This window comes from Kitasatospora herbaricolor (assembly GCF_030813695.1).
Lineage (GTDB): Bacteria > Actinomycetota > Actinomycetes > Streptomycetales > Streptomycetaceae > Kitasatospora > Kitasatospora herbaricolor.
In genome coordinates, this window is the sequence record NZ_JAUSVA010000002.1 from 2,890,172 (window position 1) to 2,908,045 (window position 17,874).

General features: G+C 74.4%; 15 protein-coding genes. 6 read left to right on the plus strand and 9 right to left on the minus strand.

Going from position 1 to position 17,874, the window contains the following annotated elements:
• Positions 1-11 precede the first annotated feature (11 nt).
• Positions 12-497 carry a F0F1 ATP synthase subunit B gene (locus tag J2S46_RS12960; RefSeq protein WP_191289108.1) on the plus strand — a complete coding sequence of 162 codons (486 nt, stop codon included), beginning with the start codon at positions 12-14 and terminating at the stop codon, positions 495-497.
• A 122-nt stretch (positions 498-619) separates the two neighbouring features.
• On the opposite strand, the gene J2S46_RS12965 is transcribed toward J2S46_RS12960, so the two are convergent.
• Positions 620-2,503 (minus strand): choice-of-anchor A family protein, encoded by a 1,884-nt coding sequence (locus J2S46_RS12965; protein WP_307349872.1) that lies wholly within the window; start codon positions 2,501-2,503, stop codon positions 620-622.
• Between the two features lie 213 nt (positions 2,504-2,716).
• Between J2S46_RS12965 and J2S46_RS12970 the strand changes: the two genes are divergently transcribed.
• Positions 2,717-3,448: a 4'-phosphopantetheinyl transferase family protein gene (locus tag J2S46_RS12970; protein WP_191289110.1), complete on the plus strand. Its 732-nt coding sequence runs from the start codon at positions 2,717-2,719 to the stop codon at positions 3,446-3,448.
• Between the two features lie 106 nt (positions 3,449-3,554).
• Here the strand turns inward: J2S46_RS12970 and J2S46_RS12975 are convergent, their stop codons facing one another.
• The gene (locus J2S46_RS12975) at positions 3,555-4,913 is read right to left on the minus strand and encodes a hypothetical protein (protein WP_229912464.1); all 1,359 of its coding nucleotides are present in this window, start codon (positions 4,911-4,913) and stop codon (positions 3,555-3,557) included.
• A 415-nt stretch (positions 4,914-5,328) separates the two neighbouring features.
• Between J2S46_RS12975 and J2S46_RS12980 the strand changes: the two genes are divergently transcribed.
• Together J2S46_RS12980 and J2S46_RS12985 are read left to right on the plus strand one after the other, a co-directional pair.
• A complete protein-coding gene (locus tag J2S46_RS12980) occupies positions 5,329-5,814 on the plus strand; it encodes a DUF2269 family protein (protein ID WP_191289111.1) in 486 nt (161 codons plus the stop codon).
• Positions 5,815-6,134: 320 nt separating this feature from the next.
• Positions 6,135-9,116, plus strand: coding sequence for an AfsR/SARP family transcriptional regulator (locus J2S46_RS12985; RefSeq protein ID WP_191289112.1), 2,982 nt, complete (start codon positions 6,135-6,137; stop codon positions 9,114-9,116).
• Here the strand turns inward: J2S46_RS12985 and J2S46_RS12990 are convergent.
• Positions 9,084-10,079, minus strand: coding sequence for an Lrp/AsnC family transcriptional regulator (locus J2S46_RS12990; RefSeq protein WP_191289113.1), 996 nt, complete (start codon positions 10,077-10,079; stop codon positions 9,084-9,086). The genes J2S46_RS12985 and J2S46_RS12990 overlap by 33 nt on opposite strands.
• 108 nt (positions 10,080-10,187) lie before the next feature.
• On the opposite strand from J2S46_RS12990, the gene J2S46_RS12995 reads away from it, so the two are divergent.
• Positions 10,188-10,988, plus strand: coding sequence for an inositol monophosphatase family protein (locus J2S46_RS12995; RefSeq protein WP_191289114.1), 801 nt, complete (start codon positions 10,188-10,190; stop codon positions 10,986-10,988).
• Between the two features lie 3 nt (positions 10,989-10,991).
• Here the strand turns inward: J2S46_RS12995 and J2S46_RS13000 are convergent, their stop codons facing one another.
• The 6 genes from J2S46_RS13000 to J2S46_RS13025 all read right to left on the minus strand — a co-directional run bounded on the left by J2S46_RS13000 (position 10,992) and on the right by J2S46_RS13025 (position 17,552).
• On the minus strand, positions 10,992-11,879 hold the full coding sequence (locus J2S46_RS13000) for an amidohydrolase family protein (protein WP_229912471.1): 888 nt from the start codon (positions 11,877-11,879) through the stop codon (positions 10,992-10,994).
• On the minus strand, positions 11,876-13,513 hold the full coding sequence (locus tag J2S46_RS13005; protein WP_191289115.1) for an acyl-CoA dehydrogenase family protein: 1,638 nt from the start codon (positions 13,511-13,513) through the stop codon (positions 11,876-11,878). Before J2S46_RS13005 ends, J2S46_RS13000 begins: the two co-directional genes overlap by 4 nt.
• A complete protein-coding gene (locus tag J2S46_RS13010) occupies positions 13,497-14,108 on the minus strand; it encodes a TetR/AcrR family transcriptional regulator (protein ID WP_191289116.1) in 612 nt (203 codons plus the stop codon). Before J2S46_RS13010 ends, J2S46_RS13005 begins: the two co-directional genes overlap by 17 nt.
• A 229-nt stretch (positions 14,109-14,337) precedes the next feature.
• The gene (locus J2S46_RS13015; protein ID WP_191289117.1) at positions 14,338-15,780 is read right to left on the minus strand and encodes a S28 family serine protease; all 1,443 of its coding nucleotides are present in this window, start codon (positions 15,778-15,780) and stop codon (positions 14,338-14,340) included.
• Between the two features lie 134 nt (positions 15,781-15,914).
• Complete coding sequence (locus tag J2S46_RS13020; RefSeq protein WP_191289118.1) at positions 15,915-16,814, minus strand: trypsin-like serine peptidase; 900 nt, start codon at positions 16,812-16,814, stop codon at positions 15,915-15,917.
• 108 nt (positions 16,815-16,922) lie between these two features.
• Entirely contained in the window at positions 16,923-17,552 is a 630-nt protein-coding gene (locus tag J2S46_RS13025; RefSeq protein ID WP_191289119.1) for a TetR family transcriptional regulator, read from the minus strand.
• 127 nt (positions 17,553-17,679) lie between these two features.
• Between J2S46_RS13025 and J2S46_RS13030 the strand changes: the two genes are divergently transcribed.
• On the plus strand, positions 17,680-17,835 hold the full coding sequence (locus J2S46_RS13030; protein WP_191289120.1) for a hypothetical protein: 156 nt from the start codon (positions 17,680-17,682) through the stop codon (positions 17,833-17,835).
• The last annotated feature ends 39 nt before the right edge of the window (positions 17,836-17,874 follow it).

Here is a 17,874-nt window from a genome sequence, read left to right on the forward strand (position 1 = left end):
CGATGGTGCGCATGGGACCTCTGGAGCCTGACCCCGCGCAACTCCTCGTCGGACTGCTCTGCTTCTTCCTGATCTTCGGCATACTCGGCCGGATCGTCCTGCCCGGCCTCGAACGCACCCTCGCCGCACGGCGGGACGCCATCGAAGGCGGGGCCGAACGGGCCGCGGAGGCACAGGCCGAAGCCCTGCGCACGCTCGCCGCCTACCGGCAGGAACTCGCCGCGGCCCACCACGAGGCCGCCCGGATCCGCCAGGCCGCGGCCGAGGAGGGCGCCGCCCTGGTCGCGGCCGCCCGCGAGGAGGGCCAGCGCGAACGCGAGGAGCTCGTCCGCGCCGCCCGCGCCCGCTTCACCGTGGACCAGGCGCTCGCCGCCGTGGCGCTCCGGGAGAACGTCGGCACCCTCGCCACCGATCTCGCCGGCCGGATCGTCGGCGAGCCGCTCGACTCCTTCACCGCCGGGCGTGGCTCGGTCGAGCGGTTCTTCGCCGAGCGCTGATCGCACCCGGGCGGGCCGCCCCGCCGCCACGCCCCCGGGCGTGTCCGAGGCGACGACGGTGCCCCGGTGTCCAAGGACACCGGGGCACCGGGCTTTTCAGCGAAGGCCCTGCCGGGGGCGGGTCAGCTGTGGCGTCCGCGACGACGGACCACCATCACGACCAGACCACCACCCGCCAGCAGCACCGCACTCGCGAACCCCATCAGGACGGGGCTGACGCTGCTGCCGGTGGACGGCAGCGACGGACCGCTCGGGGATCCGCCACCGTGCCCGTGGGTCGGCGGGCCGCCGGGAGTACTCGGCGAAGGCACGACGCTCGGGCTGTGGGTCGGACTCGCGCTCTGCGAGGGCGAAGGCTTGGGACTGTAGGAGTGGGTGGGGCTGGGCTTCGGGCTGTACGAGTGCGTCGGACTCGGCTTCGGGCTCGGCGACGGACTCGGGCTCGGGCTCGGGCTCGGGCTCACCGACGGACTCGGACTGGGCGAAGGCTTCGGACTGTACGAGTGGGTGGGGCTGGGCTTCGGGCTGTACGAGTGCGTCGGACTCGGCTTCGGGCTCGGCGACGGACTCGGGCTCGGGCTCGGGCTCGGGCTCACCGACGGACTCGGACTGGGCGAAGGCTTCGGACTGTACGAGTGGGTGGGGCTGGGCTTCGGGCTGTACGAGTGCGTCGGACTCGGCTTCGGGCTCGGCGACGGCGACGGGCTCGGACTCGGGCTCGGGGACGGTGACGGGCTCGGACTCGGGCTCGGGCTGGGTGACGGGCTCGGCGACGGCGACGGGCTCGGACTCGGGCTCGGACTCGGCGACGGCGACGGGCTCGGGCTCGGACTCGGCGACGGCGACGGGCTCGGGCTCGGGCTCGGACTCGGGCTCGGCGAAGGCGACGTGCACTCCGGAAGGTCCCCGTCGAACGGGTAGGCGTGCAGCTCGTACCCGCCCGAGCCGCGCTGCTCCAGGTTGCCGGCCAGGTAGACCCGGCCGTTGATGCCGGGCATCTCGATGGTGGTGGTGCCGGCCGGGTTGCCCGCCATGATGCTGCCCTGGAACTGGGCCCCACCGGTGAGCAGCGCGGTGGTGGCGGTCGGGAAGTTGTACAGCAGCTTGGGCCGCAGTTCGGTGGTCTGGTCCCCGGGGAAGCCGGTACCCGTGTACGTGTTGATCACCGGATTGGCCGACAGCATGTTGACGATCACGGTGGCGCCGGCCGGGATGCCGGCGAACACCAGGCCGATCTGGCCGCCCGTCGGGCTCGCGAGGTCCCCGGCGACGTTGAAGACCTGCCGCGCGCTGGTTCCGTCGCCGGTGAAGGTGGCGCTGAAACTGGTGAGGGCGACCGTACCGGTCGCGGTCGCCTGACCGGTGCAGGCCGAGGCGTTCTCGATCTGGGTCAGCACGGACCGGTACTGGTCGACGGCGTGGGCGTCCTGGACGGCCTGGCCGGGCGCGGTGAGGGTGACGGTCCCGGAGAGGGTGCCGGCGTACCTGAGGTTGCCGTAGGCGTCGGGCCCGCCGACCTGGGTCCCGCCGAGCAGGAGCGTGTTCGTGGTCCTGACGTCGACGTTGCCGCCCACCGTCACGTGGTCGGTCCCGTCCGGCGGGGGCACCCGCGAGCCGACGCCGACGACGCCCGCGTTGAAGCTGCCGCCGCCGTTCTTGTCGATGGTGAAGTTGCCGAGCGTGACGATCTTGCCCTCGGCCTCGGCCGCGCGCTCGGAGGCCCGGAAGTAGCCCCCGGTGAAGATGTTGATGGTGGCGTCCCGCCCGGGGAAACTGCCGTTGTTCGGCGGCGAGGGGAAGACGGCCGGGCAGTCCGGCCCGCTGCAGGGCCCGAGCGGAGGGGCCAGGGGGGCGGCACTGCCGATGCTCAGCAGCGCGGTCAGCGGAGCCAGCGTCAGCCCGGCGACGAGGGCCGCCCTGACCACCCGGCGGTTGCGGGCGGGCGGCGGACCGGTCGCCGGAGGGGGCGGCTCGACCGGCCCCGTGGTGCCGACACCAAGATTCATTGACTGCCCCTTACGCACGTCGGAGCGGGTTGCCCCCCATCACCCGTCACTCATCTGATGATGTGTCCCATCCAAGCCCGCGAGCCGTCCGGTTCATGGTCACCACGCCGTCCCTTTTGCCCCGGGATCATACGGTTGGTCTCCCGTCGGCGGGTTGTCCGATCAGGCTCCCGGCTCATAGGTTGGGCACGGCGATCGGAGAGGGCGACAACGATGGACAACGCTTCGTACGAACCGGCGGGCCCCCTGGTGGCGGTCGCGGCGAGCACCGAGGTCATGCGGCACCCCGAGGCGGGCGAGCACCTGCTCGGCCCCGCCGAGCAGCAGCGCGCCGCCCGGTTCCACCAGGCCTCCGGACGGCTCGACTACGTCGCGGCGCACGTCCTCGTCCGGATCTGCGCCGCGCGGGTGCTCGGCGTGGACGCGAGCGGTCTGACGCTGGCCCAGAAGTGCCCCGACTGCGGCGATCCCACCCACGGGAAGCCCTACCTGCCCGGCCACCCGGACCTCCACGTCAGCCTCTCGCACACCCGCGGCGTGGTCGCCGTGGCCGCCGGGTACCACCCCGTCGGCGTCGACGTGGAGCTGCCGACCAGGACGGGGACGCCGGTCGAGGTCTTCGAACGAGTGCTCACCGAGGCCGAGATGCGGCTCGTCCAGGCGCACCCGGAGCCGGGCCGGGCCTTCCTGCGGCAGTGGGTCCGCAAGGAGGCCATGGTCAAGATCGGCCGGACCACGCTGGACACCCTCGGCGGACTGGACCTCTCCGCCCTGCCGCTGGACACCCCCGGCGAGCTGCCCCTGCACAGCCGGTTCACGGACCTGTACCTGCTGGACTGGCAGGACGGCGGGCAGGACGCCGACGGCCGCGGTACCGGCGCGACCGCCTGCGCCGTGAGCACCCGGGCGCCCCGGCTGGCGACCCTGGCCACCCTGGCCCCCTGAGGGCACCCGGCAGGCGGTGTCCGGACGTACGACGACGGCCGCACCCGCCCGGCCGGGCAGACGCGGCCGTCGTCGTCGGGGTGTCAGGGCACCCCGCCACCGCCCGTCAGGACACCTTGGCGTCGGCGAGCCTGCCGCTCTTGGTCAGGCAGTCGCGGAACTCGTACCAGGGTGCGGTGCCCGGCCAGCGGAGGAAGCCGGCGGCGCCGGTTCCCGCCGTCACGCTGCTGAAGCGGCAGCCGTCGTAGAGCAGCTTGCCCGCCGTGGTGGCGGTGGCGGCCGTCACCTGGTGGGAGCCCATGAGCGCGCAGTCCTGGTAGCGCACCATCGGACCGCGGGAGGGGTTGACGGCGTCGAAGCGGTACTGGTGGGTGACCGCGTTCGCCCCCCAGGCCTGGAAGGAGAGCGCGGTGTCGTCGCAGGAGACGAAGGTGATCGAGCCCTTGTACCAGCCCGAGTCGATGACCTTGTGGCCCGCGCCGCGCAGCTCGAAGCGGATGCCCTGCGCGTACAGGCGCATGGTCGAGTCGGCGCGGCCGCTCGCTGCCGAACCGAGCTGGAAGAACGTCCCGGTGGAGGCCGCGTCGGTGAGGATGTAGGAGCCCCCGACGAAGTTCATCGAGCCGCCGCGCTCGTTGCGCACGAAGGAGCCGGACTTGAACTCGACCTTGCAGTCCCGGAACCAGTAGTTCAGGAACTGGTCCTGCTGCGGCTCCGCCGGCGTCATGCCGATCACCAGGAAGGCGTCCGTGTAGGAGCCGCCGATCTGGCAGTGGTCCCAGCCCATCTCGCTGTTGAGGTCCGAGGTGGAGGCGGGCCCGTCGAGGCCGATGCCGACCTTCCAGGAGCCGCGCCACTCGACGTCCGTGTACCAGGTGTCCTGCACGCCGCCGGCGTCCGAGGAGTACGCGTAGTTGAAGGTCGCGGTGGCGTCCTGGCTGTCGAAGGTCAGACCGCTGATCCGGATGTTCTTGTACCGCTGGCGGTTGGTCCACAGCGTGGTGTTCCGGGCCGTCGGCGCGTACGTGATGCGGGAGAGCCGCTTGCCGTAGCCGGTGATCGAGATGCCGTCGACGATGCCGCCGTGGCCGACGCCGTCCTCCCCCGGCAGCAGCGAGTCCGGCTGCGTGAGCAGGTAGTTGCCCGGCGGGACGAGCAGCACCTTCTTCGGGACGGCGCCCGAGATCGGGCCCTGCTGGAAGGAGCCGAGCAGCTCCGCCGCCGCGGCCCGGAACGCGGTGTCGCTGGGCGTCTGGCCCGTCGGGTCGGCCCCCTTGGCGACGACGTCGACCACGTAGGTGTCCGCGCCCGTGGTCGCCGCCGAGGCGCTGGCGCCGCCGAGGACGACGCTGCCCGCGAGGGCGCCCGCCCCGGTGAGCCCCGCGAGCAGGGCGCGGCGTCCCGGCCTGCGCTCCGCGCCGCCGTCCGCCCGGCCGTCGCCCGGCCGTCGTGCGTCCGTGGTCATCTGTACCCCCGTGGTGTGCGTGCCGGTGAGGGACCGGCTCAGGATGGATCTTGATGGTGACCCGACACGATCTTCATACACATCCTCGCCCCGCGACAAGACTCGGCGGTCGGCCCGGTCACGCCGAAGGACCGTCACATCGGCGGCGCAGAAGGCCGGTTGCTGGTGGCCCGCCGGTCGCCGTACCGCCCCGGGCCTCCCGGCGCCCCGCGCCCCGATCGCCGCCGGAGCGCCGGCGTCCCGGCGGCGGCGGAGCGCGGCGCCCGCGGGCCCCGCGGCGGCCCGGAGCCCCCGGAGACGGTCCGGCGACCCCGGCCGGCGGAGCCCCCGAGGGCCGGTGTTAGCGTGCTCGGGGCTTCGCTCCGGTGGACGCCCCGCCGCACCGTCCCACCCGAGCGCGAAAGGGCCGCCCGCCATGGCCAAGTTCCTCCTCAGCCTGCACGTCCTCGTGTCGGTGCTGTTCATCGGTCCGGTCGCGGTGGCGGTCAGCATGTTCCCCGCCCGGGCCCGGGCCGCGCTCGCCGGCGGCCCCGACCGGGCCCCGGAGACCGGCTCCGTGCGGCTGCTGCACCGGATCACCCAGGTCTACGCGGGGCTGGGCCTCGCGGTCCCCGTGCTGGGCATCGGCACCGCCCAGGTGATGGACGTGCTGGGCCAGTCCTGGCTGATCGTCTCGATGGTGCTGACCGCGCTGGCGGCGCTCTCGCTGCTGCTCTTCGTCCTGCCCGCCCAGCAGGCCGCCGTGGACGCGCTGGAACTCGCCGACCCGCAGGCCCCCGAGCACGCCAAGGCCGTCCAGGGCCTGCGGCTGCTGCCGATGACGGCCGGCGTCTTCAACCTGCTCTGGGCCGTGGTGGTCGTCCTGATGGTGATCCGCCCCGGCTCCACCACCGGCGCCTGACGGCCGGATCCACGGATCGGCCGGTCGGCGCGGCCGCCCGGCCCGGGCCACCCCGAGCGGAGCGTCGAGATCCTCGAACCGAGCCGCGAGATCCACGGACGGACGGGCGAGGTCCACGAACGGACCGCGCGGCGACTGTTCCGTCCCCGCGTCGCCGGCGGAGCCGTCCGACACCCCCGTGGCCGGACCGCCCCGCGCAGGACGGGTCATCAGCCACCGATCCTGCGGGGTCCCGCCAACGGACCACTAACATGTCACCAACAGGACCGACGGCGCAGAGTCGATGGGGGCGGCCAGGTCCATCACGGGAGACTTGTGACATGCGTTTTGGTCTGCTCGGTCCGCTGACCGTGCACAGCGATGCAGGTACCGGGCGCCCGGTCGGCGCCCTCAAGAGCAGGACGCTGCTGACCGCCCTGCTGCTGCGCCCCGGCCGGCAGGTCCCGATCGACACCCTCAAGGAAGCCCTCTGGGGCGAGCACCCGCCCGCCACCGCGACCGCCTCGCTGCACAACCACGTGGCCCGGCTGCGCCGCGCGCTCGCCACCGACGGCGACTCGCGCCTGCGAGCCGTGCCCCAGGGCTTCCTGCTGCACGTCGAACCCGGCGAGCTGGACACCGAGCTGTTCGCGGCCCGGCTGGCCGCCGCCCGCACCGCCCACCAGCGCCAGGACTGGAACGGCGTGGAGCGGGAGAGCGCCGCGGCCCTCGAACTCTGGCGCGGGCGGCCGCTCGCGGACGTACCGGCCTTCGCCGAGCACCCGCTGGTCGACCGGCTGACGGACCAGCACCTCCAGGTGCTGGAGTGGCGCTACGACGCGGCCCTGCAGCTCGGACAGCACGAGTTCCTGACCGCCGAACTCGGCTCGCTGACCCGTGAGCACCCCTATCGGGAGGCCTTCCACCGGCAGTTGATGCTCGCGCTGCACCGGACCAACCGGCAGGCCGACGCCATCGCCGCCTTCCACGCCCTGCGCCGGGCCCTGATCGACGAGCTGGGGGTCGAACCGGGCCGCGCCGTCCGCGAGGCCTACCAGGAGATCCTCACCACCCAGCCGGGCCCGGCGGAACAGCCGGCGCCGGCCGCCGCCCGCCCCCGGCCCGCCCAGCTCCCGGTACCGCCCGCGCACTTCGTCGGCCGCTCCGAGCAGATCCGGGCCGTGCACGCGGCCCTCACCGGCGAGGACGGACAGCCCGCGGTGGCGGTCGTCAGCGGCATGGCCGGGGTCGGCAAGACCGGGCTGGCCCTGCAGGTCTCCCGGGCCCTGCGCGAGCACTTCCCCGACGGGCAGCTCTTCCTCAACCTGCACGGCGCCACCCAGGGCGTGGCACCGCTCGAACCGGTGCAGGCCCTCGGCGTGCTGCTGCGCGGGCTGGGCGTCGAGCCCCGGCTGATCCCCGGCGACGCCGACACCGCGGCCGCCCTGCTGCGCTCGACCTTGGACGCCACCCGCACCCTGATCGTGCTCGACGACGCCGCCTCGGCCGCCCAGGTCCGCCCGCTGCTGCCGGCCGGCCCGGGCTGCGCCGTGCTGGTCACCAGCCGGCCCCCGCTGGCCGCCCTGGACGGCGCCACCCACATCCCGCTCGCCCCGCTGACCGCCGACGAGAGCACCGCCCTGATCACCAGCGCCTCCGGGCGCGAGCCGTCGGACGACTGCCCGGCGGTCCGGCGGCTGGTCGAGCTCTGCGGCCAACTACCGCTCGCCCTCCGGGTCGTGGCGGCCCGCCTGGCCGTGCGGCGGGCGCTGACCGCCGAGGCGCTGGTGGAACTGCTCACCGACGAGGAGCGCCGGCTCGACCAGTTGGAGTACGACGACCTCAGCGTGCGCCGCTCGCTCGCCGTGGCCCACGACGCACTGCTCACCTCGGAGCGCGAGGACGACCGCGACGCGGCCCTCGCACTGCGCCGGATCGGCGCCCTGGACCTCGCCGAGTACGGCGCGCCGCTGCTCGCCCGGCTGATGGACGACGAGGAGCCGCGCGCGGCCGCCGCGCTGGAGCGGCTGGTGGACGTCGCCCTGCTGGAGGAGACCGACTTCGGCAGCTACGCGCCGCACGACCTGGTCCGCGACTTCGCCCGCGAACTGGCCGGCCGCCTGGACCCGCTGCCGGCCCGCGAGGCCGCCGCCGCCCGTGCCCTGCGCTGGTACGCGGCGGCCGCCCGGGAGTCGGTGCTGGCGATCCTGCCGGCCGGCGCGGAGCGCGACCGCCGGCTGCCCGAGCCGGTCGGCACGGCGCAGCCGTTCGCCGACTCCGCCGCGGCCTTCGCCTGGTGCGACCGGGAGCTGACGAACATGGCCGCGCTGGCGATGAACTTCGCCGACGTGCCGGCCCACCGGGAGGTGGTGCTGGCGCTGGCCCGCTCGCTCTCGCCGTACCTGCAGCGCCGCGGCCGGGTCGAGGCCCTGCGGGTGCTCAGCGAGATCGCGCTGACCACCGCGCGGGCCGCCGCCGACCCCTCGGCGCAGGGGCAGGCCTTCAGCGACCTCGCCGCCGCGCACTACATGGCCGGCCAGTTCGAGGCCGCGCTGGCCCTGAACGACCAGGCGATCGAGGTCTGGCGGGCGCTCGGTGACGACGACCGGGTGCAGCCGGCGCTCGGCAACCGGGGGCTGCTGCTCCGGGACCTCGGCCGGGCGGCCGAGGCCACCGTCGTCCTGGAGGAGTGCCTGCTGATCGCCCGCCGCCGCGGCGTGGAGCGGGACGAGGCGATCGTGCTGAGCACCCTGGGCAACCTCCGGGAGAAGGACGATCCCCGGCTGGCGATCCACTTCCACCGGCTGAGCCTGGAGTCGGGCGAGCGGATCGGCGACTCCATCATCCGGCAGGCGGCGCGCACCAACATCGGCTACGCCCACCTGACCCTCGGCGAACCCGACCAGGCCCTGCCGCACTTCGAGACCTGCATGCGGCTGCTGACCGGCAACGACGACTGGCACCACGAGTCGCAGGCCCGGCTCGGACTGGTCCGCTCGCTGCACGGCCTGCGCCGGGACGAGGAGGCCGACCGGGAGTGCCAGGCGCTGCTGGGCCAGGCCGCCGAGCGCGGCGACACCTACGCACAGGGCCTCGCCCAGCACGTCCGGGGGTTGATCCTGGACGCCCGGGGGCGCCGGGCCGAGGCCGTCGCGCACTGGCAGGAGGCGCTGCGGGCACTGGCCGGCACCGACTCCCCGCTGGTCGCCGAGCTGGAGGAGCTGCTCGCGCCGGCGGTGCTGGCCGCGCCCGCCCCGGCGCCGCTGCTGGTGACCGTGCCCTCCCCGCGCTCAGGCGGGTCGGGGGCGGCCGCCCGGCGCTGACAGCAGCACGCCGGCGCGCTTGACGGCCCGCCCGACGACGGCGGTCTCGGCGCGGGTGACGCCCAGCGGGCCCAGCGTGCCGGTGGTGAAGCGGTAGAGGCCGCCGTGGTCCGGGCAGAAGACGGTGGCCAGCAGGTTGCACGGGCCGCTGGTGGCGAACACCCCGTGCACCTGCGGGTGCGCGGCCAGCGCCTCGCCCACCTCGGCGAGCCGGCCGGGCGGCACGTCGATCCAGAGGTTGGCGTCCACCGCCATGCCCAGCAGGCGGGGGTCGACGGTGGCGTGGGTGCGCAGCAGGCCGCCGGCCGCGAGGCGGTGCAGCCGGCGCCGGACGGTGGACTCGGGGGCTCCGACGGCCGCCGCCAGGGCGGCGTGCGGGAGCCGGGCGTCCTCGCCCAGCCGGGCGAGCAGGCGCTGGTCCAGGGCGTCGGTGGCCGGCGGCGGGGTGCTGGGCGGCGGCGGCCTGAGGGCGGCGGCCTCGGCGGCGTCCAGGTAGCCGGCCTGCCACTGGCCGGCGTCGGCGAAGGCGTGCAGCACCACGTGCGCGGTGCTCTCCAGCACGGAGCCGGTGGCGGGCAGTTGGCCGTGCAGCAGCCGGTCGCGGGTGCCGTCGTCGGCCAGCACGACGGCACCGATCTCGCTGCCGCCGAGCATCACGTCGACGAACGGGACGTCCGGCCGGGCGGCCAGGGCGTGCGCGACGGTGTCGACCTTGCCGCGCAGCACCCGGACCCTCAGCAGCAGTGCGCCGACCGCCCCGAACTCGGCGTCGGGCATCCGGACGACCTTCAGCAGGCCGGCCTGCCGCATCCGGGCCAGCCTCCGGGTGACCGTCCGCGCCGAGACGCCGAGCACCTCGGCGAGCCGGCCGCTCTCGGCCCGGCCGTCGACCTGCAGGGCCGAGACCAGCCGGCGGTCCAGGGTGTCCAGCACGGTGGCCGGATCCGCTGTCGAGGTGTCCATGCTGTCCATTCTCCGCCGGTTGCGCCGTCCTGAGGTCCGGTCCGGCTGCTCGAACGATACGACTTGTCCTGCGGCCGGGACGCTCCCGGCGCACGGACGGAGGCCGGCATGAACGAGATCCAGCAGTTGCTCCCCGAGGTCGTGGACGCCGTCCGGGCGGTGGGCGCCCGGTTGGCGGCCGCCCGCCCGGCCGCACCCTCGCCGGCCCGGACGCTGCCGGAGGCGATGGCGCACTTCGCCGAACTGGACGGCCCGGCCGGCGAGGAACTGCGGCTGCGGCTCGGCCGGTTGCGCCCCGGGGCCGGCCGGCTGGACGACGCACCGGCGGCCGCCGTGCCGCCCGAGGGCGAGTGGTGGATGTGCGACCCGACGGACGGCGCCGTCCAGTACCTGCTGGGGCTGCCGCACTGGGCGGTGACGGCGACCCTGGTCCGGGACGGCCGGGCGGTGCTCGCGGTGGTGCACGCGCCGCAGCTGGGCGGCTCCACCTACGCGGCGGTGCTCGGCGCCGGGACGGTGCTGGACGGCCGGCGGGCCACGCCGGTCGACCGCGAACTCGCGGTGGCCGTCTCCGGGTTCGGACACCCGCCGCTGGCCGCACAGGACCCGGTGGCGCTGCGCCGGGCGGGCGCCGCGCTGCCGGCCGTGCTGGCCCGGGTGCTGGCCGTACGGAACCTCGGCCCGACCGCCCTGCAGGTGGCCCAGGTCGCCTCCGGCCACCTCGGGCTGTTCTGGGAGTACGGGCCGGACGCCGGCAATCTGCTGCCGGGCGCGCTGATCGCGGCCGAGGCCGGCGCGGTGGTGACGGACGCCCTCGGCGCGCCCTGGACACCGGCCGCCGACGGTTTCCTGGCGGCCGCGCCGAGCCTGCACGGGGACGCCCTGAAGGTGCTCGCCCGGATCGACTGACCGTCAGATGTCCTTGCCGGCGTCGAGGTCGAAGAGTTCCGCCGCGTTGTCGTGGCAGACCGCCCGCAGCCACTCCTCCCCCAGCCCGAGCCCGGCCAGCGCGTCCAGCGCCTCGGCGTACGGGTACGGGATGTTGGGGAAGTCCGTACCGAGCAGGATCCGGCCCTGGAGGGCCCGCAGGCGCGGGAGTTCGGCGGGCGGGAAGGGACTGTCCCGCTCCGTGAAGGCGGTGAACGCCATCGTGGTGTCCAGCCGGACCTGCGGGTACCGCTCGGCGAGGTCGAGGAAGTCCCCGTACTCGGGCAGGCCCATGTGCGCCACCACCAGGGGCAGTCGGGGATGCCGGGCGAGCACCGCCCCGATCGGCCCCGGGCCGGTGTGCTTGCCGGGGGCCGGGCCCGAGCCGCAGTGGGTGACCACCGGGGTGCCGTTCTCGGCGAGCAGCCCCCAGACCTCGTCCAGCAGCGGGTCGGCGGGGTCGTACCCGCCGACCTGGAGGTGCGCCTTGAAGACCCGGGCACCGTCCGCGAGCGCCCGCGCCACGTACCCGGCCGCCCCGGGCTCGGGGTAGAAGGTGGCGGTGTGCAGGCAGTCCGGGGTGCGGGCGGCGAAGCCGGCCGCCCAGGCGTTCAGCCAGGCCGCCATGCCGGGCTTGTGCGGGTAGAGCATCGCGGTGAACGCCCGGACGCCGAACTCCCGCAACAGCTCGACCCGCCGGGCCTCCTCCTCGCGGTAGGTGATCGGCCAGGGCCGGCCCAGCAGCGGGCCGGCCGCGTCGAAGTACGCCCACACCTTGTCCAGGACGTTCTTCGGCATGAAGTGGGTGTGCACGTCGACCAGCCCGGGCAGGCCGAGGCCCTGCCAGAAGGCCCGGACCTCGGCGGCGCTCACGGGAGGACCGGGGTGGCCGCCCGGGCCAGGATCGCGGCGGTGTCCAGGCCCGCCGGCATGGTGCCGAAGGCGCCGCCGTGGTCGCCGGCGAGCCGGGAGGCGCAGAACGCGTCGGCGACCGCCGGGCTGCCGTACCGGACCAGCAGCGAGCCCTGGAAGGCCAGCGCCATCGACTCGACCAGCCGGCGGGTGCGGTACTCCAGGTCGGTCGGGTCGGCGAGCTGCTTGCGCAGGTCGGCGACGGCGGTGTCCAGGCGGCGGTCCGCCCCGGCGGCCAGGTCGAGTTCCCCGAGGAAGGCCTCGACGCTCTCGGGGCGCTTGGCCATCGCGCGCAGCGCGTCCAGCGCCGCGACGTTGCCCGAGCCCTCCCAGATCGAGACCAGCGGCGCCTCCCGGTAGAGCCGGGGCATCCCGGACTCCTCCACGTAGCCGTTGCCGCCCAGGCATTCGAGGGCCTCGGCGGCGTGCGCCGGACCGCGCTTGCAGACCCAGTACTTGGCGACGGCCAGGCCGAGCCGGCGGACCAGCACCTCGCTCTCGTTGCCGGCCAGCGCCGCGTCGGTCGCGGCGGCCAGCCGCATGGCGACGGCGGTGGCCGCCTCGGACTCCACCGCCAGGTCCGCGAGCACGTTGCGCATCAGCGGCTGGTCGACCAGCGCGGCGCCGAACGCCCGCCGGTGGGTGGCGTGGTGCAGGGCGCGGGTGGTGCCCAGGCGGATGCCGGCGGCGGCGCCGAGGGTGCAGTCCAGCCGGGTCATGTTGACCATCTCGATGATGGTCCGCACCCCGCGCCCCTCCTCGCCGACCAGCAGGCCGACCGCGCCGTCGTACTCGATCTCGGCGGAGGCGTTGGACTTGTTGCCCAGCTTGTCCTTGAGCCGCTGGAGCTGGATCCGGTTGCGCCCGCCGTCGGGCAGCACCCGGGGCAGCATGAAGCAGCTGAGCCCGCCGGGGGCCTGGGCGAGGGTCAGGAACAGGTCGGACATCGGCGCCGAGGTGAACCACTTGTGCCCGGTCAGCCGGTAGCTGCCGTCGGGCTGCGGGACGGCGGTGGTGGTGTTGGCGCGGACGTCGGAGCCGCCCTGCTTCTCGGTCATCGACATGCCGGCGATCAGGCCGCGCTTGGTGTGCGGCTCGCGCAGCCCGAAGTCGTACTCGGGGGCCGCGAGCAGCGGTTCGAGCCACTCGGCGAGCGCGGGGGTGGCCCGCAGGGCCGGGACGGCCGCGTAGGTCATGGAGATCGGGCAGGTGTGGCCCGCCTCGACCTGGCTCCAGACGTAGAACTTGGCGGCCCGGGCGGTGTGCGCGCCGGGGCGGTTGTCGCGCCAGGGCGCGGCGTGCAGGCCGTGACCGACGGCGGTCCGCATCAGGTCGTGCCAGTGCGGGTGGAACTCGACCTCGTCGATCCGGTTGCCGAAGCGGTCGTGGGTGCGCAGTACCGGCGGGTGCTCGTTGGCCAGCCGGCCCCACTCGCCGGCCTGCTCGGAGCCGGCCAGCACGCCGAGCCGGTGCAGTTCTGGTTCGGCCCAGCCTGCGCCGGCCCGGCGCAGGGCCTCGATCAGGCCCGGGTCGTCGGCGGCGTCGTGGCCGTAGGGCAGCGGTACCTGGTTGGTGACGTCATGCGTCGGTGGCATCGTGTCCTCCCAGGGCACGCAGGGTGAAGGAGACCAGGCCGGGGATGACCTCGTCCGGGGCGGAGCCGGCGGCGAGCGGCCCGGCCAGCGCCTCGCCGACCGCGCCGACCAGCGCGGCGGCGGTGAGCTCCGGGTCCTGGGCGGGCAGCCGGCCGGCGGCGACGGCCGCCGCGATCTGGGCCGCTATCACGTCACGGAAGGCGCGCCGGAACACCAGCCGCTCGGTGTCGACCACGGCGTCGGCGGGTTCGACCAGCAGCGCGTAGGCGAGGCGCGGCGCCTTCAGCGCGCGGGCGGCGAAGGTCTCGACGACGGCGGCGACCTTGTCCGGCGGGGTGTCGTGGCGGGCGACGGCCTCGGTGACGGCGGCGATCTCCCGGCTGACCACCCGGCGGAACAGCTCCACCGACAGCTCGGCCTTGTTGGCGAAGTGCTGGTAGAGGCTGCCGGTGGCGATCCCGGCCCGGTCGGCGACGGCGGCCATCGAGCAGCCGCCGTAACCGCGCTCGGCGAGCAGGCCGACGGCGGCCTGCAGGACCGCCTCGCGCTGGGCGTCCAGGCGGGCCTGTACGGCGGGAGTGCGTCGGTAGGGCATGGGAAGCATTGAAGCACTCATTCAGTGCTTCGACCAGGGGGCGCGCGAAGCCTCCTCGGAGCACCGGGAGCGGCTCGTCCGGCCTTCGGCTCCCGGGCCCGCGGCCGGCCGGAACGGGTGACCGCGCCGGTACTCCTCCAGCCCGTCGTCGAGGCACGCCGCGCAGGCCGGCGGCGGCGCCCTGCCCGCCCGGTCACCCGTGCCGGAGCACGGGTGACCGGGCGGCCCGCTACAGCCGGTGGTGCTCCTCCAGCAGCCCGGCCCGGTCGAGGTCGGTGAAGGGCGCGCTCTGGGCGAGGGCCGCGGGGCGGCCGGCCTCGGCACTGCCCAGGCCCGCCCAGTCGAGCAGCTTGGCGGTGGCGGCGGCCGACTCGGCGGGCGTCAGCGCCGCGATCTTGGCACCGTGGTTGGCACCGGGGGCGGTGTAGACGTAGCTGTCCTCGCTGCCGCGGCCGAGGGTGAAGCGCTCGGCGCCCCACGGGTCGTTCTGGCCGTAGACGAAGATGATCCGCTCGGCGTCGTGCCGCACCCAGCGGTCGATGTCCCGCATGGCGGACGGGTCGAAGCGCATCGGGATCGAGCGCGGCACGTAGCTGCGCGGCGAGTAGAGCTCCTTGGTGTCGTAGTGCAGCAGGCCCTTGAGGTGCGACACGTCGAAGTTCGGGGAGCCCAGCTCGGTGCCGGCCTGGTAGTAGTACGCGGTGTACCCGGCGAGCGACTGGTCGCTGTTGGAGGTGACGCCGGAGTGGGTGTCGAGCCAGGCGTACAGCTGGTCGTCGGTGGCGCCGGCGGCCGGCACGTTCGCGCAGTCCGCCTCGGTGCTGTACTGCCAGAACGCCCAGACCACGTCGAGGACGCCGACCTCGTAGGCGCGGTCGGCGTCGCCGATGGTGCCGAAGGTGTTACCCACCGCCGCGTTGTCGGCGGCGTAGCGGGGCTCCAGCGTGGCCCGGCGGACGAGGAGTTCGCGCTGGGCGGCGTCCAGCGCGGCCCGGCAGGCGGGGGTGCCGACCTGGTCGAAGAAGGCGCTGTAGGCGGAGTCCTCGCGGTCGTCGACGTCGTTCGGGGCGACGTAGGCCACGGTGCCGTCCACGTCGTCCGGGTAGAACCGCCGGTGGTAGACGGAGGACATGCCGCCCTTGCTGGCCCCGGTGGAGATCCACTCGTGGTCGTAGATCCGCTTGAGGGCGGTGATCAGCCGGTGGGCGTCGCCGGCGGCCTGCTCGATGCCGGCCTTGGACCAGTCGGCGGGCTGCGGCCGGGAGGGCGTGAAGTAGCGGTACTCGACGGAGACCTGGTTGCCGTCGAGCAGCCGGGTGGGTTCAGTGCGCGAGGGGGTGGTGCCCAGGGTGTAGCCGTTGGTGTAGAAGACGGTCGGGCGGTCCTCGCCCCGGTGGAGCACGCTGAACCGCTGCTGGAAGGTGCCCAGCCAGGGCCGGCGGTGGTCGACCGGCTGGGTGTACGTCAGCAGGAAGTACCGGTGCCCGGTGGTGGTGGGCTTCTCCTCGGTGACGGTCACCCCGGGGATCGCCGCCAGGCGGTCCTTGATGTCCGTGGCGGCCGCGACGGGGCCGGCGCCCTCGCCGCGGGCCAGCGCCGGCGCGGCGGACCCGAGGGCGAGCAGGGGGATCAGTACTGCCGCTACCAGCAGCCTCTTGAGCGTGGTGCGCATCGACTCTCCGTTGTGTCGGCGGGTGGCGGTGCGGTGCCGGCCGGACGGGGCCCGGTGGGCCGTCCGGCCGGTGGTGCTCACGGCCGAGTGGGCCACCCGCTGGCTGCGGGCGGCCCACCGGCTGTCGGTCGGTCTCAGGGGCGCGGCAGGGTGCAGCCGGCGCGGGTCAGGTCGAGGCGGTTCCCGGCGGCGAAGCAGGCCGGGATCCCGTACGTCTGCTGGGCGTAGTTGATGCCCTGACGAACCGTCACCTTACCGTTCTGGTCGACCTCGCAGGGGTTGTTGACGGTGCACGACTCGCCGTCCTCGTTGCCGGTGTTGTTCACGGCGACCACCTCACCGGTGGCGGTGCTGACCACCGGCGAGCCGGAGGTGCCGCCGATGGTGTTGCAGCTGGAGGTGTAGCGGACGGAGTCCTTGAAGGTCCACTCCCCCTCCTTGAGGCGGTAGGCGAAGCCGTCGACCGAGCAGGAGTAGATCTTCTTCCAGTACCCGGAGACGACCTTGATCGACGCACCCTGGGCGGGGTGGGTCGCGGCGATGGTCAGCGGTGCGATGCCGTACCGCGACTGGATCGCGGCGTAGGTGGTGTTGAGCTGGTAGAGCGACACGTCGGTGTCGGTCATGGTGCCGTAGACGACCCTGCTGGCGCGCAGCGTGCCGAGCTTGCCGCCGGTGGAGTTCAGCAGCGAGAAGGTGCGGCTGGAGGCCTGGCCGACGACGACCTCGCCGGGGCCGGGCATCCCGTTCTCCAGGCAGTGCCCGTTGGAGAGGACCAGTGCCGGGTCGCCGGCGGCGGAGTTCGGCATCCGGACCAGGGAGCCGGAGCAGTTGCTGAGCGCGACCGTCCCGGCGAAGCTCACGGCGACGGCGGGCTGCGCCTGAGCCGGCGGACCGGCGAGGTCGACCCGGTCGGCGGAGATGGCCCGGCCCTGCGCACCGGAGGGGGCGGCGGCAGCGGCGGCGGGGGCGGCGAGGGCGGTGGCCCCGGCCAGCAGGAGCGCGGTGAGCACGCCTATGAGCGGCTTCTTCATGGGAGGGCCTCTCGTATGTGGGGGTGCACCAAAATTGGCGCGTGCATGACGAGATGTCAAGACACCCTCACCTACGAGCGGAAGCCGCCGCGCGACACCGACGGATCGTCAGGAATCCTTCCAGTGCCGGCGCCCGAGGCTGACCAGGCGCAACTGCATCCGGGCGGTGGCGGCCACCCGCCGGGCCGCTCCCGGGTCGTCGGCCGGGGCCTCCAGGAAGGCCGCCGCGGTCGACACCACATGGCCGACGTAGAGCTCCGCCAGCATCCGCAGCTCGACCTCCCCCCAGCCCGCGGAGGCCGACTGCAGCGCGAGCGCGGCGCCGACCTCCTCGGCGAAGCGGTCCAGTTCGGCCGCGATCGCCTCCCGGACCTGGCGCGCGCCCCCGTGCCGCTCGCGCGCCAGGAAGCGGACATGGGCGGGGTGCTCCCGGACGTGCAGCTCGATGATCTCGACCGTACGGTCGATCAGCTCCTCGGCGCCGCCGCGTCCCTCCAGCACCGAGCGGACCAGTACGTGCAGGCTGGCGAGCGACTCCTCCACCAGGGCCACGCCGAGGTCGGCCATGTCCCGGAAGTGCCGGTAGAAGCCGGCGGGTGACATGCCGGCGGCCCGGGTGACCTCGCGGACGCCGAGGCCGGTGAGGTTCTGGTCCTCCAGCAGGCGCAGGCCCGCGTCCATCAGCGCGCGGCGGCTCTGCTGCTTCTGGGCCTGTCTGACCCCCACGGTGTGACTCACATCATTCAGTAAACAACTGTTTGCCGAGATTCGCCAGCGTAGAGTGATGATGTCAGCGAACAGTTGTCATCCCAAGTGTTCGCCGACTTGCTCCCGTCCGCCGACCGACCCGAGAAAGGCCCACACCATGTTCCTGCTCGCCCTCCTGGTCGCCATGGGACTGCTCGCCGGCGCCGCCGTGCACACCTCGATGCCCGTCTTCCTCGCCGCCTCGGCCGTCATCGCCCTCTGGCTGCTGGCCTTCGGCGCCCGCGAGGGCCTCGCCCGGCGCAGGGCCCGCTGACCTGCCGACCCCGCGCATCCGGCCACCCGGCCACGGCCC

What these genes read in the sequence shown, in the direction of transcription:
- J2S46_RS12980 (WP_191289111.1), top strand. Translation starts at nt 5,329, where the DNA reads ATGGCCAAGTTCCTCCTCAGCCTGCACGTCCTCGTGTCGGTGCTGTTC.
- J2S46_RS13015 (WP_191289117.1), bottom strand. Translation starts at nt 15,780, where the DNA reads ATGCGCACCACGCTCAAGAGGCTGCTGGTAGCGGCAGTACTGATCCCC.
- J2S46_RS13020 (WP_191289118.1), bottom strand. Translation starts at nt 16,814, where the DNA reads ATGAAGAAGCCGCTCATAGGCGTGCTCACCGCGCTCCTGCTGGCCGGG.
- J2S46_RS12985 (WP_191289112.1), top strand. Translation starts at nt 6,135, where the DNA reads ATGCGTTTTGGTCTGCTCGGTCCGCTGACCGTGCACAGCGATGCAGGT.
- J2S46_RS12990 (WP_191289113.1), bottom strand. Translation starts at nt 10,079, where the DNA reads ATGGACACCTCGACAGCGGATCCGGCCACCGTGCTGGACACCCTGGAC.
- J2S46_RS13005 (WP_191289115.1), bottom strand. Translation starts at nt 13,513, where the DNA reads ATGCCACCGACGCATGACGTCACCAACCAGGTACCGCTGCCCTACGGC.
- J2S46_RS12960 (WP_191289108.1), top strand. Translation starts at nt 12, where the DNA reads ATGGGACCTCTGGAGCCTGACCCCGCGCAACTCCTCGTCGGACTGCTC.
- J2S46_RS13010 (WP_191289116.1), bottom strand. Translation starts at nt 14,108, where the DNA reads ATGCCCTACCGACGCACTCCCGCCGTACAGGCCCGCCTGGACGCCCAG.
- J2S46_RS12965 (WP_307349872.1), bottom strand. Translation starts at nt 2,503, where the DNA reads ATGAATCTTGGTGTCGGCACCACGGGGCCGGTCGAGCCGCCCCCTCCG.
- J2S46_RS12995 (WP_191289114.1), top strand. Translation starts at nt 10,188, where the DNA reads ATGAACGAGATCCAGCAGTTGCTCCCCGAGGTCGTGGACGCCGTCCGG.
- J2S46_RS12975 (WP_229912464.1), bottom strand. Translation starts at nt 4,913, where the DNA reads ATGACCACGGACGCACGACGGCCGGGCGACGGCCGGGCGGACGGCGGC.
- J2S46_RS13030 (WP_191289120.1), top strand. Translation starts at nt 17,680, where the DNA reads ATGTTCCTGCTCGCCCTCCTGGTCGCCATGGGACTGCTCGCCGGCGCC.
- J2S46_RS12970 (WP_191289110.1), top strand. Translation starts at nt 2,717, where the DNA reads ATGGACAACGCTTCGTACGAACCGGCGGGCCCCCTGGTGGCGGTCGCG.